Origin of the sequence: Pseudomonas sp. NPDC098740 (assembly GCF_044760065.1) — a bacterium.
GTDB lineage: Bacteria > Pseudomonadota > Gammaproteobacteria > Pseudomonadales > Pseudomonadaceae > Aquipseudomonas > Aquipseudomonas rossensis.
In genome coordinates, this window is sequence record NZ_JBIWAM010000012.1 from 155,898 (window position 1) to 174,761 (window position 18,864).

20 protein-coding genes are annotated in these 18,864 nt (G+C 60.1%); 13 read left to right on the forward strand and 7 right to left on the reverse strand.

The features are described from left to right. Positions 1-48: 48 nt before the first annotated feature. The 4 genes from ACIQU2_RS16930 (at position 49) to ACIQU2_RS16945 (ending at position 3,492) form a co-directional block, all read left to right on the forward strand. Entirely contained in the window at positions 49-660 is a 612-nt protein-coding gene (locus tag ACIQU2_RS16930) for a LemA family protein (RefSeq protein ID WP_149417837.1), read from the forward strand. Positions 661-703: 43 nt separating this feature from the next. After that, on the forward strand, positions 704-1,462 hold the full coding sequence (locus tag ACIQU2_RS16935) for a TPM domain-containing protein (RefSeq protein WP_403142687.1): 759 nt from the start codon (positions 704-706) through the stop codon (positions 1,460-1,462). 33 nt (positions 1,463-1,495) lie between these two features. Beyond that, positions 1,496-2,113 (forward strand): TPM domain-containing protein, encoded by a 618-nt coding sequence (locus tag ACIQU2_RS16940; protein ID WP_403142690.1) that lies wholly within the window; start codon positions 1,496-1,498, stop codon positions 2,111-2,113. A gap of 164 nt (positions 2,114-2,277) precedes the next feature. Beyond that, positions 2,278-3,492, forward strand: coding sequence for a class I SAM-dependent methyltransferase (locus ACIQU2_RS16945; protein WP_403142692.1), 1,215 nt, complete (start codon positions 2,278-2,280; stop codon positions 3,490-3,492). Here the strand turns inward: ACIQU2_RS16945 and ACIQU2_RS16950 are convergent. After that, positions 3,443-4,375, reverse strand: a complete 933-nt coding sequence (locus ACIQU2_RS16950) for a DMT family transporter (RefSeq protein WP_403142694.1) — start codon at positions 4,373-4,375, stop codon at positions 3,443-3,445. The genes ACIQU2_RS16945 and ACIQU2_RS16950 overlap by 50 nt on opposite strands. Positions 4,376-4,590: 215 nt before the next feature. On the opposite strand from ACIQU2_RS16950, the gene ACIQU2_RS16955 reads away from it, so the two are divergent. From ACIQU2_RS16955 to ACIQU2_RS16965, 3 genes are read left to right on the forward strand one after another with little or no spacing between them, the layout of a single operon-like run. Further along, complete coding sequence (locus tag ACIQU2_RS16955; protein ID WP_403142696.1) at positions 4,591-5,172, forward strand: DJ-1/PfpI family protein; 582 nt, start codon at positions 4,591-4,593, stop codon at positions 5,170-5,172. Positions 5,173-5,186: 14 nt separating this feature from the next. After that, complete coding sequence (locus tag ACIQU2_RS16960) at positions 5,187-5,492, forward strand: ribbon-helix-helix domain-containing protein (RefSeq protein WP_095127981.1); 306 nt, start codon at positions 5,187-5,189, stop codon at positions 5,490-5,492. A 57-nt stretch (positions 5,493-5,549) separates the two neighbouring features. Beyond that, a complete protein-coding gene (locus ACIQU2_RS16965) occupies positions 5,550-5,894 on the forward strand; it encodes a YegP family protein (RefSeq protein WP_347806000.1) in 345 nt (114 codons plus the stop codon). 145 nt (positions 5,895-6,039) lie between these two features. Here the strand turns inward: ACIQU2_RS16965 and ACIQU2_RS16970 are convergent, their stop codons facing one another. Both ACIQU2_RS16970 and ACIQU2_RS16975 read right to left on the reverse strand, forming a co-directional pair. Next, positions 6,040-6,927 (reverse strand): dihydrodipicolinate synthase family protein, encoded by an 888-nt coding sequence (locus tag ACIQU2_RS16970; RefSeq protein WP_403142697.1) that lies wholly within the window; start codon positions 6,925-6,927, stop codon positions 6,040-6,042. 29 nt (positions 6,928-6,956) lie between these two features. Beyond that, on the reverse strand, positions 6,957-7,739 hold the full coding sequence (locus ACIQU2_RS16975; protein ID WP_403142700.1) for an aldolase: 783 nt from the start codon (positions 7,737-7,739) through the stop codon (positions 6,957-6,959). A gap of 158 nt (positions 7,740-7,897) precedes the next feature. Between ACIQU2_RS16975 and ACIQU2_RS16980 the strand changes: the two genes are divergently transcribed. Continuing rightward, a complete protein-coding gene (locus tag ACIQU2_RS16980) occupies positions 7,898-8,440 on the forward strand; it encodes an XRE family transcriptional regulator (protein WP_347806003.1) in 543 nt (180 codons plus the stop codon). Positions 8,441-8,461: 21 nt separating this feature from the next. On the opposite strand, the gene ACIQU2_RS16985 is transcribed toward ACIQU2_RS16980, so the two are convergent. Further along, positions 8,462-9,481, reverse strand: a complete 1,020-nt coding sequence (locus tag ACIQU2_RS16985) for a DUF4917 family protein (RefSeq protein ID WP_403142703.1) — start codon at positions 9,479-9,481, stop codon at positions 8,462-8,464. 156 nt (positions 9,482-9,637) lie between these two features. Here ACIQU2_RS16985 and yiaY point away from each other — a divergent pair, with 156 nt between their 5' ends. Beyond that, positions 9,638-10,786: an L-threonine dehydrogenase gene (yiaY, locus tag ACIQU2_RS16990; protein ID WP_347806005.1), complete on the forward strand. Its 1,149-nt coding sequence runs from the start codon at positions 9,638-9,640 to the stop codon at positions 10,784-10,786. Here yiaY and ACIQU2_RS16995 read toward each other — a convergent pair. Further along, positions 10,783-11,949 carry an MFS transporter gene (locus ACIQU2_RS16995; RefSeq protein ID WP_403142704.1) on the reverse strand — a complete coding sequence of 389 codons (1,167 nt, stop codon included), beginning with the start codon at positions 11,947-11,949 and terminating at the stop codon, positions 10,783-10,785. The two genes, yiaY and ACIQU2_RS16995, sit on opposite strands and share 4 nt — an antisense overlap. Positions 11,950-11,970: 21 nt before the next feature. Next, the gene (locus ACIQU2_RS17000) at positions 11,971-13,206 is read right to left on the reverse strand and encodes an aminotransferase class I/II-fold pyridoxal phosphate-dependent enzyme (protein WP_403142706.1); all 1,236 of its coding nucleotides are present in this window, start codon (positions 13,204-13,206) and stop codon (positions 11,971-11,973) included. A 239-nt stretch (positions 13,207-13,445) separates the two neighbouring features. Here ACIQU2_RS17000 and ACIQU2_RS17005 point away from each other — a divergent pair, with 239 nt between their 5' ends. From ACIQU2_RS17005 to ACIQU2_RS17020, 4 genes are all read left to right on the forward strand, one after another. Then, positions 13,446-14,354: a LysR substrate-binding domain-containing protein gene (locus ACIQU2_RS17005; RefSeq protein WP_403142709.1), complete on the forward strand. Its 909-nt coding sequence runs from the start codon at positions 13,446-13,448 to the stop codon at positions 14,352-14,354. A 256-nt stretch (positions 14,355-14,610) separates the two neighbouring features. Continuing rightward, complete coding sequence (locus tag ACIQU2_RS17010; protein WP_403142711.1) at positions 14,611-15,804, forward strand: CaiB/BaiF CoA transferase family protein; 1,194 nt, start codon at positions 14,611-14,613, stop codon at positions 15,802-15,804. Beyond that, positions 15,801-16,727 carry a hydroxymethylglutaryl-CoA lyase gene (locus tag ACIQU2_RS17015; protein WP_347805820.1) on the forward strand — a complete coding sequence of 309 codons (927 nt, stop codon included), beginning with the start codon at positions 15,801-15,803 and terminating at the stop codon, positions 16,725-16,727. The genes ACIQU2_RS17010 and ACIQU2_RS17015 overlap by 4 nt, the downstream gene beginning before the upstream one ends. A gap of 201 nt (positions 16,728-16,928) precedes the next feature. Continuing rightward, positions 16,929-18,260 carry an MFS transporter gene (locus ACIQU2_RS17020; protein WP_403142712.1) on the forward strand — a complete coding sequence of 444 codons (1,332 nt, stop codon included), beginning with the start codon at positions 16,929-16,931 and terminating at the stop codon, positions 18,258-18,260. Positions 18,261-18,336: 76 nt separating this feature from the next. Here ACIQU2_RS17020 and ACIQU2_RS17025 read toward each other — a convergent pair whose 3' ends face one another. Then, complete coding sequence (locus ACIQU2_RS17025) at positions 18,337-18,825, reverse strand: DMT family transporter (RefSeq protein WP_403142714.1); 489 nt, start codon at positions 18,823-18,825, stop codon at positions 18,337-18,339. Between the last annotated feature and the right edge of the window lie 39 nt (positions 18,826-18,864).

Here is an 18,864-nt window from a genome sequence, read left to right on the forward strand (position 1 = left end):
AGTTCGAAGGTTGTTTTTCAACGGAATGTGCAAGGGAGCATCAACCAGATGAATGTACGACACCACTATCGGTCGAGCCTGCAGGTTGCAGCCTTGATGTTGCTGACTACACTGCTGGCCGGCTGCGGCATCAACACGATCCCGACCCTCGACGAACAGGCCAAGGCCGCCTGGGGCCAGGTGCAGAACCAGTACCAGCGCCGCGCCGACCTGATCCCCAACCTGGTGGAAACCGTCAAGGGCTACGCCCAGCATGAGCAGGAAACCCTGACTGCGGTGATCGAAGCCCGGGCCAAGGCCACGTCCATTCAGGTGGACGCCAGCACGCTGGACAATCCAGAAAAGCTCAAGCAGTTCCAGCAGGCCCAGGATCAGCTGACCGGTGCCTTGAGCCGTTTGATGGTGGTGTCCGAGCGTTACCCGGACCTCAAGGCCAACCAGAACTTCCTGGCGTTGCAATCGCAACTTGAAGGCACCGAGAACCGCATCGCCGTGGCGCGTCGGGACTTCATCCTCGCCGTGCAGAAATACAACACGGAACTGCGTACCTTCCCCGGTCGCCTGTGGCACACCGTGATGTACAGCGATTTGCCGATCCGCGAAACCTTCGAGGCCACCAGCCCCGATGCGCAAAAAGCGCCAGAAGTGAAGTTCAAGTAAGTATCGAGATGGGTTTGTAGCGTCACCACGGATGAGGTTGCCAATGCGCGTGTTGAAAGTTGGCCTGGTGCTGTTGCTGTGGGTGTTTGCCCTGACGGCCCAGGCCGAGTTGAAGTTTCCGGAACTGACCGGGCGGGTGGTCGATAACGCCCAGATGATCGAGCCTGCGGTGCGTGAGCAGCTGACGCAACAGCTTCAGGCCCATGAAAAAGCCACCGGCGAGCAGCTGGTGGTGGTCACGTTGCCGGATTTGCAGGGCACCGACATTGCGGACTTCGGTTATCAACTGGGGCGCTACTGGGGCATCGGCCAGAAGGACAAGAACACTGGCGCGTTGTTGATCGTTGCGCGTGACGATCGCAAGCTGCGGATTGAAGTCGGTTATGGCCTGGAAGATCGGCTGACCGATGCGCAGAGTTCGGTGATCATCAATCAGGTGATCACCCCTGCGTTCAAGACCGGCAACTTCAGCAAGGGCATCAGCGACGGGGTCGCGGCAATGCTCGTGGTGCTGGGCGGCAATCCGCTGGATGAGCCGTCCACGGTGTTTGACTCCGGCGGCAATCAGGAAAGCGACTTTGTCTCACGGCATCCGGGGATCTTCGTGTTTCTGGTGATGCTGTTCATCCTGACGATGTTTGTCTGCCAGATGCTCGGGATCCTGCCCAGCGGTGGCGGTGGCGGTGGTCGAGGCGGTTCGAGCGGCGGGTTCGGCGGTGGAGGTTTTGGCGGCGGTGGAGGCGGGGGCTTCAGCGGCGGTGGGGGCAGTTTCGGGGGCGGCGGTTCGTCGGGCGGCTGGTGATCACACAACAATAGCGAGTGGGCATTCTTAAACATGGCATTACTGACTGAACACGAACAACGCAAAGTTGCCGAGGCGATTGCCCGGGTCGAGCGCGATACGGACGCCGAACTGGTGACCGTGCTCGCGGCCCGCGCCGACGACTACGCGTACATCCCGCTGCTCTGGGCCAGCCTGGTGGCGCTAGTGGTACCGGGTATCGTGCATTACCTGTCGGGCTGGCTGACCATGCACAGCTTGCTGCTGGTGCAATGGATCACGTTCATCGTGCTGTGCCTGGTGTTCCGGATTCCGAAAATAACCACGCACCTGATCCCGCGCTCGGTGCGTCACTGGCGCGCCTCGAACCTGGCGCGCCGGCAGTTTCTGGAGCAAAACCTGCACCACACGGTGGGCAGCACTGGCATGCTGATTTTCGTCTCCGAGGCTGAGCGCTATGTGGAGATTCTGGTGGATGAGGGGATTTCGAAACGGCTGGACAACAAGAACTGGGATGGAATTGTTGCGGCGTTCACTCAGCAGGTGAAGCAGGGGCAGACGTTGCAGGGGTTTGTCACCTGCGTCGAGGCGTGTGGCGAGTTGCTCAAGGTGCATGTGCCGGTGACGCATGTGAGGAATGAGTTGCCGAATCGGTTGGTGGTGTTGGGCTGAGTCTAGGCAGCGACACATTCCTTGTAGCAGCTGGCGAAGCCTGCGTTCGGCTGCGCCAGCTGCTACAGATCGCACCGTTCGGGAAATTACCCGTGCCCTCAATCCCCATCCCCCCTAAAATACCCGCCATTCCCCGATCCGCACCGCCCGAGGCCGCTTTTCCCATGTCTGTCACCGCCACTCCCGCCAGCCTCGTGCCGGATCATCACGCCCAGTTCATCGATCTGCTGCAATCCAGCCTTGATCAGAACGCCTTCATCAAACTGGTGCTGGCCAAGTACGTCGGCACTGAAGTGGACTTGCAGCGGCTGATCATCAAGCAACTGACGGTCAAGGATCAGCCCTGCCTGTCCTTCGTCTATCGCTACAAAACCCGCGACATCACCAAGAATTTGCCGATTGCCGAGGGCGTAGCGACCATCGCCGCACTCTTGCCAGCATCGTTCAAAAATGCGCATTTGCTGTCGCTGACTGATGAAGCTCAGCTGGAATACAGCAAAAAGGGCAAGTCTTCGCTGTTCAAGAGCAAACCTCAGCAATTGCGTGAAGTGCCATCCGCTGAGCATAACCGCGAGAAGAACCGCTTTCTCGACCTGAGCCGGCCGTTCCTGGCCGACCTTGGTGTGACGAACAGCAAGCACGAGCTGATCCCGGCGATGTCGCGCAAGTGGAAGCAGATCAACAAGTTCATCGAAGTCTTCAGCCATGCGCTGACCACCTCACCACTGGCGCTGGACAAACCGGTTCAGGTGGCGGACTTCGGCTCGGGCAAGGGTTACCTGACGTTCGCGATCCATGACTACCTGCGCAACACCTTGAAGGCCGAAGGCGTGGTGACCGGCGTCGAGTTGCGCGAAGAGATGGTGGATTTGTGCAATGCCGCGGCCGCAAAGCTCGAGCATCCGGGGCTGGTGTTCAAGTGCGGTGATGTGCGCAGTGTGGCGCCGAGCGAGCTGGACGTGATGATCGCGCTGCATGCCTGTGACATCGCCACTGACTATGCGATTCACACCGGCATTCGCTCCGGCGCCTCGATCATCATGTGCTCGCCGTGCTGCCACAAGCAGATCCGCCTGCAAATCCAGAGCCCGGCGCTGCTCAAGCCGATGCTGCAATACGGTCTGCATTTGGGCCAGCAAGCGGAAATGGTCACCGACAGTTTGCGTGCGTTGTTCCTGGAAGCCTGTGGTTACGAGACCAAGGTGTTCGAGTTCATTTCACTGGACCACACCAACAAGAACAAGATGATCCTGGCGGTCAAACGTGCCGAGCCGGTTGATCCGGCCCAGTTGTTGGTGAAGATTCAGGAACTGAAGGATTTCTACCGCATCAGCGAGCATTGCCTCGAAACCCTGCTGCGGGCTGACGGCTACCTCTGACCCCTGTGGGAGCGGGCTTCACGGCGGTCTTGCGTCCCAACATCACGGTCACGATCACCCCGGCGGCAAACAGCCAGGTGATCGGCTCGATGTGTTCGCCGAAGAACAGCGCCGAAAAAGCGATGGTGAAGAAGATCTGCAACAGTTGGATCTGACTGACCCGGGCAATCCCCCCCATCGCCAGCCCGGCGTACCAGGCAAAGAAACCGATGAACTGCGAGAACAGCGAGACGTAACCGAAGGCCCACCAGGTCTTGACCGAGATCTCGCCTTGATGTTGCAGCGCCAGGTACACCACCGGCCCGATCAGCAACGGCGTCGACAGCACCAGCGCCCAGCAGATCACCTGCCAACCGCCCATCTCCTTGGCCAATCGGCCGCCCTCGGCGTACCCCAAACCGCCCACGGCAATCGCCCCGAGCATCAGCAAATCACCGGCCTGAATGCTGCCCGCCCCACTGATCAGCGCATAACCCAGCACCAGCGCGCTGCCCAGCGCAGCGCAGGCCCAGAAGGCTTTCGACGGTCGTTCGTGGGACAACCACGCGGCGTACAGCGCCACGCACAACGGCTGTAAGCCGTTGACCAGCGCACCGTGAGACGCCGGCAAGGTTTGCATGGCCCAGGCCGACAACACCGGGAAGCCTAGGATCACCCCGGCAATCACCAGGGTCAGGCCTTTGACCTGTTTCCAGGTCGGCCATTTTTCCCGGCGCCACAGCAACAGCAACGCCGCCGGAACCGCCGCGAACAGCGCACGGCCCAGGCCGTTGAGCAGCGGATGGAGTTCCTGCACGACGATCCGTGTGAAGGGCAGGGTGAGGCTGAAGATCACAACGCCGAGCAGGCCGAGGGCCATGCCGGTGTTTTCGCGCGAGGACATGATGGCAACCAGAATCGAGGGTGGCGGGAAGACCTTCATCTAGCCATAAACCGCGGGGGGGCGCTGTTACAGCTAGGCGCAGAGTTATCCGTACAGTTGCGAGTAATGCTCGCAACGTAGGAGCTGCGTAGTAGTCGGGTATTACCTGCCATGCTGATTAAGGACTACCTTGAATACTCCTGCAGGCCCACGTATTTCCCAGAGGAGTCCTCCCCATGGCGGCTAAAAAAATTCTGATGCTGGTCGGCGATTACGTCGAAGACTACGAAGTGATGGTGCCGTTTCAGGCGCTGCTGATGGTCGGTCACACGGTGCACGCCGTTTGCCCGGACAAAACCGCCGGTCAGACCGTGCGCACGGCGATCCATGACTTCGAAGGCGAGCAGACCTACAGCGAAAAACCCGGTCACCTGTTTGCCCTGAACTTCGACTTCGCCAAGGTCAAGTCCGAGGACTACGACGCCCTGCTGGTGCCGGGCGGTCGTGCGCCGGAGTACCTGCGCCTGAACGAAAAAGTCCTGGAACTGGTGCGCGCGTTCGACAATGCCGGCAAACCGATCGCCGCTGTGTGTCACGGCGCACAATTGCTGGCGGCAGCGGGGATTCTCGAAGGTCGCGAGTGCAGCGCCTACCCGGCCTGTGCTCCGGAAGTGCGCCTGGCGGGCGGTACGTTCATCGATATCCCGGTGACGGAAGGTCACGTTCAGGGCAATCTGGCCACTGCTCCGGCCTGGCCGGCGCACCCGAGCTGGCTCGCCGGTTTCCTCGGGTTGCTGGGCACCAAAATCACGCTGTAACGAGGGACCTTTCCATGTGCGAGCTCTATGTCAAAGCCGATCCGATTCTCTATGAATCGCGCTCCCGCTCGCTGCGCATCTGCGGGGTGGTCACCACCCTGCGGCTGGAGAATCAGTTCTGGGACATCCTCAGCGAAATCGCCGAGGTCGACGGCATGACCACCAACCAGTTGATCGCCAAGCTGTATGAAGAGGTGATGGACTACCGCGGCGAGGTGGTGAATTTTGCCTCGTTTTTACGGGTCAGCTGTACGCGGTACCTTAGTCAGCGACGGGTGCAGTCACCGGAATTATCGGTAGTGCGCGCGGTGGTGAAGTAGGGCAGGTTGGTCTTTACTCTGAAGCGCGAAACCTCTCAATTGCCAAGGAGAAAGAGCATGTCTGGATGGTATGAAGTGAGCAAAAGCAGCAATGGTCAGTTCAAGTTTGTACTGAAGGCCGCTAACGCGGAAACCATTCTGACCAGCGAGCTGTACACCACCCGCGCTGCCGCTGACAAAGGCATCGTGTCGGTTCAGAGCAGCAGCCCGAAGGATGAACGCTATGAGAAGAAAACCACCAAGGATGGCCATCCTTACTTCAACCTCAAGGCTGGTAACCACGAGATCATCGGTAGCAGCGAGGCGTACGCCTCCGCTGCCGCGCTGGAGAAAGGCATCGCCAGCGTAAAGGCCAACGGGCCGACCACGGTGATCAAGGACAAGACCTTGCCGGTGCTCTAAACACACCGTTTGAAGCATGAATGCAAATCCCCTGTGGGAGCGAGCTTGCTCGCGATGGCGGACTGACGATCAACATCTCTGTTGAATGTTATGGCCTCATCGCGAGCAAGCTCGCTCCCACATTGGTTTTGTATGTGCCGGTAGATCAGCGCAATGCTTTCAACAATTCCTGCAGCTGGCTGCAACCCGCCTCGCCGAGTGGAAACACCGGCAACCGTGGATCGCCCGCTTCCAGCCCGGTGGCGCGCAAGCCGGCCTTGATCGTCGCTGGCAAACCACCTTTCAGAATGAAATCCAACAGCGGCAACTGGCGGTAGAACAGTTCGCGTGCCTTGCCCAGGTCGTTGGCCAATACCGCTTCATACAAATCAAGATTGAGCTGCGGAATCAGGTTCGGTGCCGCCGTGCACCAGCCTTTCGCGCCTGCCGCAAAGGCTTCCAGCGCCAATGGATTGCAGCCGTTGTAGAACGGCACCCGACCTTCGCCGAGCCGTTGCAGCTGGTGCATGCGCTGGATGTCGCCGGTGCTTTCCTTGACCATCGTCACATTGTCCACGGCATTGAAAATCCGCAGGACCAGGTCCACCGACATGTCGGTGCCGCTGGTCTCCGGGTTGTTGTAGAGCATGATCGGTACGCCGATGTTCTCGCCGATGGCGCGGTAGTGGGCGAGGATTTCCGCTTCGCTGAGTTTCCAGTAGGACGTCGGCAGCACCATCACCACATCGGCGCCGTGGGCTTCGGCGAAACGTGCGCGGCGCACCGCTTTGGCGGTGGTCAGGTCAGACACGCTGACGATGGTCGGCACGCGTTTGGCCACGTGTTTGATGCTGAATTCGCTGACCTGATCCCATTCCGCGTCGCTCAGGTAAGCGCCTTCGCCGGTGCTGCCCAGCGGTGCGATGGCGTGGACGCCGTCGTCGATCAGGCGATCGATGGAACGCCCGAGCGCTTCAAGATCAACGCCCTCACCGTTGGCGGTGAACGGAGTGATGGTGTAGCCGATGATGCCGTGAATGTTTGGGGTCGACATGGCGACTCTCCTCTTGAAAATGAGTGGTTTCAGTTCAGGCAATCGGCGTGTTGACGCAGGTTCTGCCGAGCGTAGTAGTTGAAAGCGGCGGCGTGACGTTTCGGCCTGGCGATCCAGTCATGGGCTTCGCGGCCCAGCTCTGGCAGGATCGGCTTGATGGTCCCGGCGCTCATGGCCAGCAATTGCAGCTTGGCCGCTCGTTCAATCAGTTGCGCAATGACACAGGCTTCTTCGATGGTCGCGCCTGTGGACAATTGGCCGTGGTGCGAAAGCAGGATCGCCCGTTTGTCGCCCAGAGCTCCGGCAATCAGTTCACCTTCCTCGTTGCCCACCGGCACGCCCGGCCAGCCTTCGAGAAACGCGCAATCGTCGTAGAGCGGGCAGAGGTCCATGTGGGAAATCTGCAGCGGCACTTCGAGCATCGATAGTGCGGCAACGTGGGTCGGGTGAGTGTGAATGATGCAGTTCACGTCCGGCCGCGCGCGGTACACCCAGCTGTGGAAACGGTTGGCCGGGTTGGGCATGCCGTGGCCTTCAAGCACGTCCAGGTCTTCGTTGACCAGCAGCAGATTGCTGGCGGTAATTTCGTCGAAACCCAGTCCCAGTTGTTGAGTGTAGTAGGTGCCCGGTTGCGGGCCGCGGGCGGTGATCTGCCCGGCCAGGCCGGAGTCGTGGCCGTTCTCGAACAGAATTCGGCAGGTCAGGGCCAGCTTTTGCCGGTCGGTCCACGTATTATCCGCCAGGGTATTTTGCATCTGGGTCAGCGCTTGCTTGACCAGTTGCTCTTTGGGTAGTGCTAAGGTCTTGGCCATATCGGTGTCCTTTGGGTGGTTCAATGGACGTCGGATTTGCCGTTCACTCGTTGCTCGCAAGGTCGTGGGTGAATGCAATGACACAAGTGATGCTATATGACACTTTGTGTCATAAACAAGGAAAAATCGTTGCCCCCTTGATGGATTAATCGCTCTACATGTCTATCCGTTTGAAATTACTGAGAAAAAAACTCGGCGTGACGCTGGAGGCCTTGGCCGAAAAATCCGGCATGACCAAGAGCTATCTGTCGAAAGTCGAACGCGGGCTCAACACCCCGTCGATTGCTGCCGCGCTGAAACTGGCCAAGGCACTGAACGTGAAGGTCGAGGAGTTGTTCTCCGAAGACAACGTCAGCCTCGACAGTTACAGCCTGGTGCGCAGCGACGAACGCCAGTCTCTGGCGGCCAACGATGAAAGCCCGGGTTACGCGGTGCTGGCTCATCAGGTCAGTGAGCGCAGCCTGCTGCCGTTCATGATTTACCCGCCGACCGAGTTTGCCGACAAGACCTTCAAGGAACATTTGGGCGAGGAGTTTCTGTTCGTGCATGAGGGGCAGGTGGAAGTGGACTTCATGAACGAGCGGGTGCTGCTCGATCGTGGGGATGCGTTGCATTTCAATGCGCAGAAACCTCACCGAATACGGTCAGTGGGCGAGGTTCAGGCGCAGTTGTTGGTGGTGGTGCATAGCGCCGAGGAATGAGCCGCCAGTTTTGATCTTGATTTAAAGCTCGACCGGCACGGTCAGCTTCGGGCTGCCCAACGCATGCGTCTTCGAATCAAAAAACCGCAACTCACTCCCGGTCCCGTCAAACACCTTCGCGTAATGCCGCTTCTGGTGCTGAATGAACGCCTTGCTGCGCGGATAAATCGAGATCGCCACCCTTTGCGGTTTCGCCTGGCGCAAGGCGTGGATGATGTGGCTGTCCTGCTCACCCAGGGCATGACCGAACAGGCACAACCCGTCGCCATGACCGAGTAGCTGGTCGTAGCAGAACGACAGATAGTCTGAGCTGCGAATGGTTTTGAGCTTGTCCTGCGCCGGACCTTCATTGACGAACAGCGGCACGTCGTCGAGGGTCTTGATCGTGTTGTTGATCGCGAAACTGCCGAGCAGCGTGCCCTCGGTCGACATCAGTTTGCGCGCCGTGCCGTCCTGATTCCGCACCAGATGCAACCCGCCATGCAGGTAAAGCAGGCGGGTTTTATCGGTCGCCGTGGCGCTCAGATCGAAGCTCGGCTCTGCCCCCTGAAACAGGTCGCTGATCGCATCAGGCTGGTGCTGGATCGCCCAGGAATTGAGCAGGTCGTAGTTGGTGGTGAACACGGTCCGGTAGCGGCCCAGTTCCTGATTGATCGTCGCCAGCGTCGAAGGCACCACCAGCCGCCACGGGATGTGCACCGCGTGCACGGTGTTGATCAGCGCTTCCTTGATCGCGTAGTAACGATTGCGTGGTGCGGCGGAGCTCACGGCGAGGGCCTTGTTGACCCGGCTGGTGGTTTTCAGTGCGCTGAGCACCTGCTCGAAGCTGCGCGTCTGCAGGGCGTCAAACACGCTCAGCTCGGACTGGCTCAGGGGTTTTTCTTCTACGGTACGGGCGTTTTCGAACAGCGAGTCGTAGCCGAAGTCGTCCCACACGGCGCGACTGGCGCCGTTGCCCACCAGCAGGCCACTGAACGAGGCGGTGGCGCGCAAGGCGTTCCAGTCTTCAAGTTGGGCATCAACATCCTGGAAATCGGTCATTGCGGTCAAAGTCTCAAAGCAAAAGGTCTGATGGGCGGCGACTTTATCACGACCAAGACTTGAGCCAGATCAAGTTACTGCGTGACCGATAGGTCGATCCTGTGGGTACCCGCTGGATCGGCGCTGCCGGTTCGGCCTCAGCCAGGAGACTCGCTCATGAGCAGCACGTTTTTCATCCCCTCCGTGAACATCATGGGCATCGGTTGCCTCGACGAAGCCATGAACGCCATTCGCAAGTATGGTTTTCGCAAGGCGCTGATCGTTACCGACGCCGGGCTGGCCAAGGCGGGCGTAGCGAAGATGATTGCCGAGAAACTGGCGATGCAGGACATCGATTCGGTGATTTTCGATGGCGCCAAGCCTAACCCGAGCATCGCCAACGTCGAGAGCGGTCTGGGGCTGCTGAAAGAAACCCGCTGTGACTTCGTGGTGTCCCTTGGCGGCGGTTCGCCCCATGACTGCGCCAAAGGCATCGCGTTATGCGCGACCAACGGTGGGCAGATTCGCGATTACGAAGGCGTCGATCAATCCACCCAGCCGCAACTGCCGTTGATCGCCATCAACACCACCGCCGGTACCGCCAGCGAGATGACGCGTTTCTGCATCATCACCGACGACTCCCGTCACGTAAAAATGGCCATTGTCGATCGCAACGTCACGCCGCTGCTGTCGGTCAACGACCCGGCGTTGATGGTCGCCATGCCCAAGGGTCTGACGGCTGCCACTGGCATGGACGCACTGACCCACGCCATCGAAGCCTACGTTTCCACGGCGGCCAATCCGATCACCGATGCCTGCGCACTGAAGGCGATCACGTTGATCAGCAACAACCTGCGCCTGGCCGTCCGCGACGGCAGTGACATGGCCGCGCGGGAAAACATGGCCTACGCACAGTTCCTCGCCGGCATGGCGTTCAATAACGCATCCCTGGGTTATGTCCACGCCATGGCTCACCAGTTGGGCGGGTTCTACGACTTGCCTCATGGTGTGTGCAACGCGGTACTGCTGCCCCACGTACAAAGCTTTAACGCGCTGGTTTGCGCCGATCGCCTTACCGATGTCGCCCTTGCGATGGGCGTCGATGTTCACGGTCTCACCCCGGAAGCGGGTGCCCAGGCGGCCATCGTGGCGATCCGCAGCCTGTCCAAAGACGTGGAGATTCCCGCCGGTTTGCGTGAGCTCGGCGCCAAGCTCAACGACATCCCGATCCTCGCCAGCAATGCCTTGAAAGATGCGTGTGGCCTGACCAATCCTCGCGTGGCGGATCAGCGCCAGATCGAGGAAATTTTTCGCAGCGCCTTTTAGGAGGTTTTACGGCCGGGCGCGAGCATTACGCAAAGCATCGCGCCCAACGCCAGCAAGGTACACAACAGCGACAACGGCCATGCTTGCGGGCTCGCGATCAAACTGGCGATCCCGCCGATAACCGCGGCCATCAGTTGATGAATGAAGCCGCTCAACGCCATCGCATACGCACCGCCGACCGGCGAACCGTCATTGGCCAGGGACAGGCTGATCGGATAAGTCAAAGACTGGCCCAACACCGCAACGCAATAGGGCAACCAGAACAGCAGCGCCACTGAAGTACCCGCCAAACTCCCCAGCAACATCACCGCGCTGCCAGCCAGCACCAGCCCTACGCCCGCCGTCATCAACCCGCGTTGACCGGTGCGAAGTACAAAGCCATTCACCGCCAAAGCCCCCAGAAAATAGGCCGTGCTGATCGGCCAGCCCAACAACCCGTATTCCACGGCCGACCAGTTGAACGGTCCTTGCAGAATCAGCGGCGCTGCGGTGTTGAACGCCACAATCACCCCGTACCCAAGGCCGCCGGTGAGGGCCGGCAACAGAAAGGCTCGATGACGCAAAATGCGCCAGTAACTCGGCCAGGCGGATGACGGGGCATTCTCCTCGGCCAGCACCGGGAACGTAACCCGAGCCACGACCAGCCCCATCATCAGACTCACAGCACCCAACAGGTAGAAAATCGCTGGCCAGCCCAGCGCCACCTGGATGATCGACCCCAGGTATTGGCCAATCCCCAGCGCCACCACAAAGGAAATCGAAATCCAGGACAACGCCTTGGCCAGCAGGTCGCCGCGGAAACTGTCGCGGATCAGCACCCGGGCCATGACCGAAATGCCGCTGGCGCCAATGCCCTGAACCAGTCGAAACGCCAGGAACGATTCAAGCGTCTGGCCCAGGGGCAGCGCCAGATTGCCCAACCCGTAGATGCCCAGCGCGGCGAGCAGCACCGGTTTGCGACCGATGCGCTGACCCAGGCTGCCCCAGAACAACATCGGCAGCGCCATGCCGATCAGATACACCGCCAGCCCCCAGGAAACCTGCGAGGCGTCGGCGGACAGATCCCGGGCAATCTCCGGCAACGCCGGCAGGTAAATGCTCATACCCAATTGGGCGAGGAAAACCGTGCAGCAGGTGACAAGGAGGGTGGTGCTGCTCTTCATTGAATCTTCCCTGGTTTCAGTTCAACAGCCGATGTCCCGGCCACGCGTGCGTAAAAGCTCGGTGATGAGTTCACAAAAGTGGCGGATCAGCGTCGGCTCCATGTCGGCGCGCAGGGTGATTCTGATGGCCGCCTTGCCTTGTGCGACCACCGGAAAAAATACTGCCGAGGTGAAGAAACCGTGATTGGCCAGTTCCATGGCGATGCTGTTGGCCAACGCTGCTTCGCCGCAGTTGACCAGTCGAATGGCCATGTTGCTGTTGTGTTGATCGGTACGTATTAGGCTGTCGAACAGCCGGATATTAACCTGAAGTTTTTCCTGTAACGCGGCAAATTCCGGCGTGCGATGAAGCAGGATGGACGCTCTGCCCGCGCCAATGGCTGCACTGTTCAGGCTTTGCGACCAATTGCTGGGGCCGCCGTAACGCGCAATGAGCTTCTTCTGCCGTTCATTGCCCAGCATCACCAAACCACCGCTGGCGCCAAACGACTTGGCCAGCGAGGCGACGATCAGGCAGTCATCCTCCAGGGCATGCAACCTGGGGCGCACGAGGCCTGCGCCGAATGTTCCGACGGCGGACAGCGCGTGGGAATCGTCCAGATAGAGAAACAACCCATAGCGGTCCTTGAGATACAAAAGACTGTCCATGTCCGCGACCCCGCCCATGCTGTAGGCGCCGTCGGCGACATACGCGACGGTGCGGTGTTGCTGACACTGCTTCTCGAGAAAATCCATGTCGTTATGAGGGCAGGTCACGACCGTGGTTTCATCGGCGCAGGCGGCTTTGAGGTGATTCATCGAGTAGTGCGCCAACCGGTCGAAGACCATCACGGGAGGGCGGTTTTCCGTGAACACGCCGCTGGCCAGCAACGGCAGGATTCCGGCACTCGCCGCACTGCACGACAAGGTGCTCAGGCAACTGGCGCCGAACAACTCGGACAGTTCGGTTTCGTACTGTTCCAGAATTGCCAGCTTGCAGCGGTTCTTTGAGTTGGCGACGCGCAGGGTGCCGGTTTCCCACAGTGTATTCATGGCGCCGTCGAGAATGTCGGGATGGTGATCCAGGCCCAGGTACGACGTCGTGCAGAAATGATGAAACGCGCGCCCGTGCTGATCGAGCATCCGGTTGGCACTTTTGATTTCGACGTTAAGCCCCGAAATTTTCCCGGCTTCAGCGCTCTCCCAATCGTGATCGGCCAACGCGATGACTTTGCGGTAGTTGGTGTAGCGGTTTGCCGCCCGTGCTGTCTGGTCCATATGAAAATGACTTTCCTTGAGTGAAACGATCCATGGGTGTGTTGCAGTTCGTGTGTGTTTCCAGACTTTACAGAGCGCGGCGGAGGCTTTGAATCGGCTGTTTCCGGTACGGCTGAGTGTTACAAGAGATTTATGTGTAGGGCGATACCTCGTGATGTTGTGGGCAATTTGCTTTGCCGAGTCGCGTAGAAACCGGGCTATCCTGCCGACTCAGTCGAACAGAAGTCATCGAGCCCTCCATGCTGCAAAAAAGCCTGATCCGCCGCCTCGACCTGATCACTCTCCAGCTGTTTGTCGCCGTTCATGAGGAGGGCACGCTGACCCGTGCCGCCGCGCGTGAAGCCATCGCCGTGTCGGCGGCCAGCAAGCGGCTGATGGAGTTGGAAGAAGCGCTGGGCATTAGTCTGTTCGTGCGCCAGGCCAAGGGCATGACCCTGACGCCGGCCGGTGAAACCTTGTTGCACCATGCCCGGCAGATGCTGTTCAACGTCGAGAAAATGTCGCTCGAACTGGGCGAACACAGCCACGGTATCCGCGGCTATGTGCGGATGCTCGCCAACCTGTCGGCGATCATTCAGTTTCTGCCCGAAGACTTGCGAGACTTTTCCGAGCGTCACCCTCAGGTCAAGACCGACCTCGAAGAGCGCCCCAGCAGCGGGGTGATTCAGGGTGTGCTGGATGGCGTGGCCGACCTTGGGATCTGCTCCAGTGACAGCGACGTCAAAGGCCTGCACAGCGTGCTTTATCGACAGGACAAACTGGTGGTGTTGATGCTGCCCGATCATCCGTTGGCGAGTCGTTCCAACCTGGCTTTCGCCGATACGCTGGACAGCGATTACGTCGGTCTGCACTCCGCCAGTTCGATCAATATGCGAACCCACGCGGCGGCGCGTCAGGCTGGCAAAGTGCTGCGGCTACGGATTCATGTACCGGGTTTCGACGCCATGTGCCGGATGGTTCAGGCCAACATGGGCATCGGCATTCTGCCGCAAAAGGCCTATGAACTGTTTGGCCGGGCGCTGGGCTTGCACGCGGTGCCGTTGACGGATGACTGGTCGGATCGCGCGTTGGTACTGGTGGTGCGCGATGAAGCGGCGCTGTCGCCGGTGAGCCGGATGTTGTTCGAGCAGTTGCGCGGAGCGGTCTGATAAATCTCTATTGAATGGGCTGGCCTCTTCGCGGGCAAGCCCGCTCCCACAGTTGACCTCCAGTGAATCAAGTTTTTGTGTACACAGGCGATTCCCTGTGGGAGCGGGCTTGCCCGCGAAGACTGACTTGAGGTCGCGGTAATCTTCAAGGCGTTCGCGTTTCGCGAACGTTCGTTGCCAACTGAAGGTTGGATTCCAGGCCCCGTGGTCCTCTAGCCTTGGCTCATATTCCAAGAACAACATGAGGTACCCCGCGATGACTGCCCCCTTGAGTGCAATCAAAGTGATCGAGATTGGCACGCTGATCGCCGCGCCGTTCGCCGCGCGCATGCTCGCCGAGTTCGGCGCCGACGTGATCAAGATCGAAGCCATGGGTCAGGGTGACCCGCTGCGCAAATGGCGCAAGCTGCACGAAGGCACATCGCTGTGGTGGTACCTGCAATCGCGAAACAAGAAGTCCCTCGCACTGAATCTCAAATCACCCGAAGGCATTGAACTGGTCAAGCAACTGGCGACTAGCGCCGACGTGTTGATCGAAAACCTGCGTCCCGGCGCTCTGGAGAAACTCGGCTTGGGCTGGGACGTGTTGCACGCCCTCAACCCTGACCTGACGCTGGTGCGTATTTCCGGTTATGGCCAGACCGGCCCGTACCGTGATCGTCCGGGTTTTGGTGCGATCGGCGAGGCCATGGGCGGGATTCGCTACACCACCGGCACGCCCGGTTCACCACCGGCCCGGGTGGGCGTCAGCCTCGGCGATTCCCTGGCTTCGTTGCACGCGGTGATCGGTGCCTTGATGTCGTTGCTGCGGGTCAAGACCGGGCAGGGCGGTGGGCAAGTCGTCGATGTGTCGCTGGCTGAAAGTGTGTTCAACGTCATGGAAAGCCTGGTGCCGGAATACGACATGCTCGGCCATGTTCGTGAGCGCAGCGGCGGGGCCTTGCCGGGCATCGCGCCGTCCAACACTTATCTGACGGCCGATGGCGCCTACGTGGTGATCGCCGGCAACAGCGATCCGATCTACAAGCGCTTGATGGACGTGATCGGTCGCCGTGATCTGGCCGATGCGCCGGAGTTTGCCCATAACGACGGGCGTGCCGCCAAGAGCAACGTGCTCGATGCGGCGATCACTCACTGGACCAGCAGCCTGTCGATCGACGATGTGTTGTCGGCACTGGAAGCTGCCGAAGTCCCGGCCGGGCGTATCTATTCAGTCGCCGACATCGTCGCCGATCCGCACTATCAGGCGCGGGACATGCTGCTCAACGCCGACCTGCCCGGCGGTGCCACGGTGAAGATGCCCGGCATTGTGCCGAAAATGTCCGAGACGCCCGGTGGCGTGAACTGGTCCGGTCCTACGTTGGGCCAGCACACCGACGGCATCCTCGCGGGACTGGGCCTTACAGATTCGGACATCGAACGGCTGAAAGCTCAAGGGGTGGTGCAATGATCACTGATTTTTCCGAGACCCTGATTGTTCAGGAAGTCTCCCCTCGCGACGGCTTGCAGATCGAGCCGACCTGGGTCGAAACCTTCGACAAGATTGCCTTGATCGATCAGCTGTCGCTGGCCGGTTTCAGCCGCATCGAAGCAGGCTCGTTCGTTTCCCCCAAGGCGATTCCGGCCCTGCGCGACGGTGAGCTGGTGTTCAAGGGCATCACCCGGCAACCGGGGGTGATTTATGTCGCGTTGATCCCCAACCTGAAAGGCGCGCAGCGGGCGTTGGCGACCAGGGCTGACGAGTTGAATCTGGTGATGTCCGCCAGCCAGACCCACAACCTGGCCAACATGCGCATGCGTTGCGAAGCCTCATTGGCCGCGTTCGGCGAGATCGTGCAATACGTTCGCGGGACGACGGTGCGACTCAACGCCAGCATCGCCACCACCTTCGGCTGCCCGTTTGAGGGCAAGATCGATGAGGATCGTGTGCTGCAAATCGTCGAGGCTTATCAGGAACTCGGGATCCAGGGCATTACCCTGGCCGACACCACCGGCATGGCCAATCCGCGGCAGGTTGATCGTCTGGTGCGGCGGGTCTTGCAGCGAGTTTCGCCCGCTGATTTGACCCTGCATTTCCACAACACTCGGGGGCTCGGTCTGTGCAACGTGCTGGCCGCCTACGAGGCCGGTGCCCGTCGCTTCGACGCGGCACTGGGCGGGCTCGGCGGTTGCCCGTTCGCGCCGGGTGCCTCGGGCAATATCTGCACCGAAGACCTGGTTAACCTGTGCGATGAGATCGGCATTCACACCGGCATCGATCTGCCGCTGTTGCTGCAATTATCGCGAGGATTACCCGCGCTGCTGGGCCACGAAGTGCCCGGTCAGCTGGTCAAGGCCGGACGCAATTGCGATCTGCATCCGACGCCGTCCTGACCCAACTCAAAACCTTGTGGGAGCGAGATTGCTCGCGATAGCGGTGGGTCAGCCAATTGCTCTGTCGGATATGACTCAGTCATCGTCGGATCGCCGCCCGGACCAAGCTCGCTCCCACAGTAAAAGCATTCACACCCGATCCTCTCAACCAGACAACAAAAACAATCGGACACCCACGGGCAGTCCGCCTGGAGAACCATCATGAGCCTTAATGTACTGGAGGCGGGCGCGAGCCCGTCCGTAAGCCACGACGAAGAAAAAGCCCTGGTCAGCAAAGTCGCCTGGCGCCTGATGCCGTTGATCATGGTCTGCTACCTGTTCGCGTTTTTCGACCGCATTAACATCAGCTTTGCCAAGTTCCAGCTGCAGACCGACCTGAGCCTGAGCGACACCGCTTACGGCCTCGGCGCCGGGTTGTTCGTGGTCGGTTACGTGATCTTCGAAGTGCCGAGCAACATGATGCTCTACAAGGTCGGCGCCCGGCGCTGGATCGCCCGGATCATGATGTCCTGGGGCCTCGCCACCGCGGCCATGGTCTTCGTCAATAGCGAATGGCAGTTCTACGCCCTGCGCTTTTTGATTGGCGCGATGGAGGCGGGTTTTGCGCCGGGTGTGTTGTATTACCTGACGCTGTGGTTTCCGCAGCACTATCGCGGGCGCATCACGTCGATGTTGTTTCTGGCGTCGGCGTTTGCCGGTCTGGTCGGCGCACCGTTCTCCGGGCTGGTGTTGCAACACCTCGACGGCTTCCTCGATATGCGTGGCTGGCACTGGCTGTTTCTGTTGGGCGGCGTGCCGTGCATTGGCCTCGGCTTGCTGGTGCTGACGTTGCTCAAGGACCGTATCGAAGACGCCCATTGGCTGACGCCGTCAGAGAAAACGCTGCTGGCCAGTCGCATCGCTCACCATGAACCGCACAAGAGTGGCGGCTCGTTGCTCGCCGCACTGCGGATTCCGGGTTTCCTGACTCTCGGGCTGATCTACTTCCTGATTCAGGTGGCGTCCTACGGCTTGAACTTCTGGGCCCCGCAACTGATTCGCAGCGCCGGCACCGAGAGTCCGGTGATGATTGGTTTGCTGACCGCCATCCCTTACATCTGCGGCGCGATCAGCATGGTGGTGATCGGGCGGTTGTCCGACTCGACTGGCGAGCGGCGCAAGTTTGTCGCAGGTCTGGTTGCGGTGGGCGCGGTAGGGTTCTTCTGTGCGGGGATCTTCGCTAACCACACGACCTTCCTGATTGCCGCGCTGGGCTTGCTCGGTGCCGGGATCATCGCCTCCATCCCGAGCTTCTGGACCCTGCCGCCAAAACTGCTGGCCGGTGCTGGCGCAGGGGCTGCGGGCGGGATCGCAGTAATCAACACCCTCGGCCAGTTCGGCGGCATCGTCAGCCCGGTGATGGTGGGGCGGATTAAAGACCTGACGGGCAGCACCACGCCGGCGCTATACGTCATCGGAGTTTGCGCGCTGATCGCCGTTGCGCTGCTGCTGTGGGGGTTGCCGCAGAAGCTGCGCACGCTCGACAAGTTTTAAAAGATCGCAGCCTTCGGCAGCTCCTACCTGGGACCACGCATCCCTGGAGCTGCCGGAGGCTGCGATCTTTTGATTTTCAAGAGGCTGCAATCACCGCTTTGGCCGGTGTAGCGCTGAACTGAATCAACACCACTCCCGCCACTAGCATCAAAGCGCCACCCCCCCGCGACACGGTCATCTGCCGCTCGACCAATCCAAACATTCCGAAGTGATCCAGCGCCAGCGACGCAACCACTTGCCCGGCCAGCGCCAACGCCATAAACCCCGATGCCCCGAGTTTGGGCAGCAACATCAGCGCCAATGAAATAAAGCACACCCCAAACGCGCCACCGGTCCACATCCACAGCGGCGCCTTGCTGATGAACGCCAGCGACGGCAACGGCAACCGCAGCGCCAACATAACCGGCAATAACACCACAATACTCACCAGCAACGACGCGAGGGTGGCCCACAACGGATGGCCCAAACCGCGCCCGAGGTTGGCGTTGATCGCACTTTGAAAAGGCACCACCGCCCCGGCTATCACGGCCAGCAGCAACAGCCCGGCCCAATGCAACGTACTCATGAAGATTCTCCAGCAGGTTTTGCTGGACTCTAGAGTATT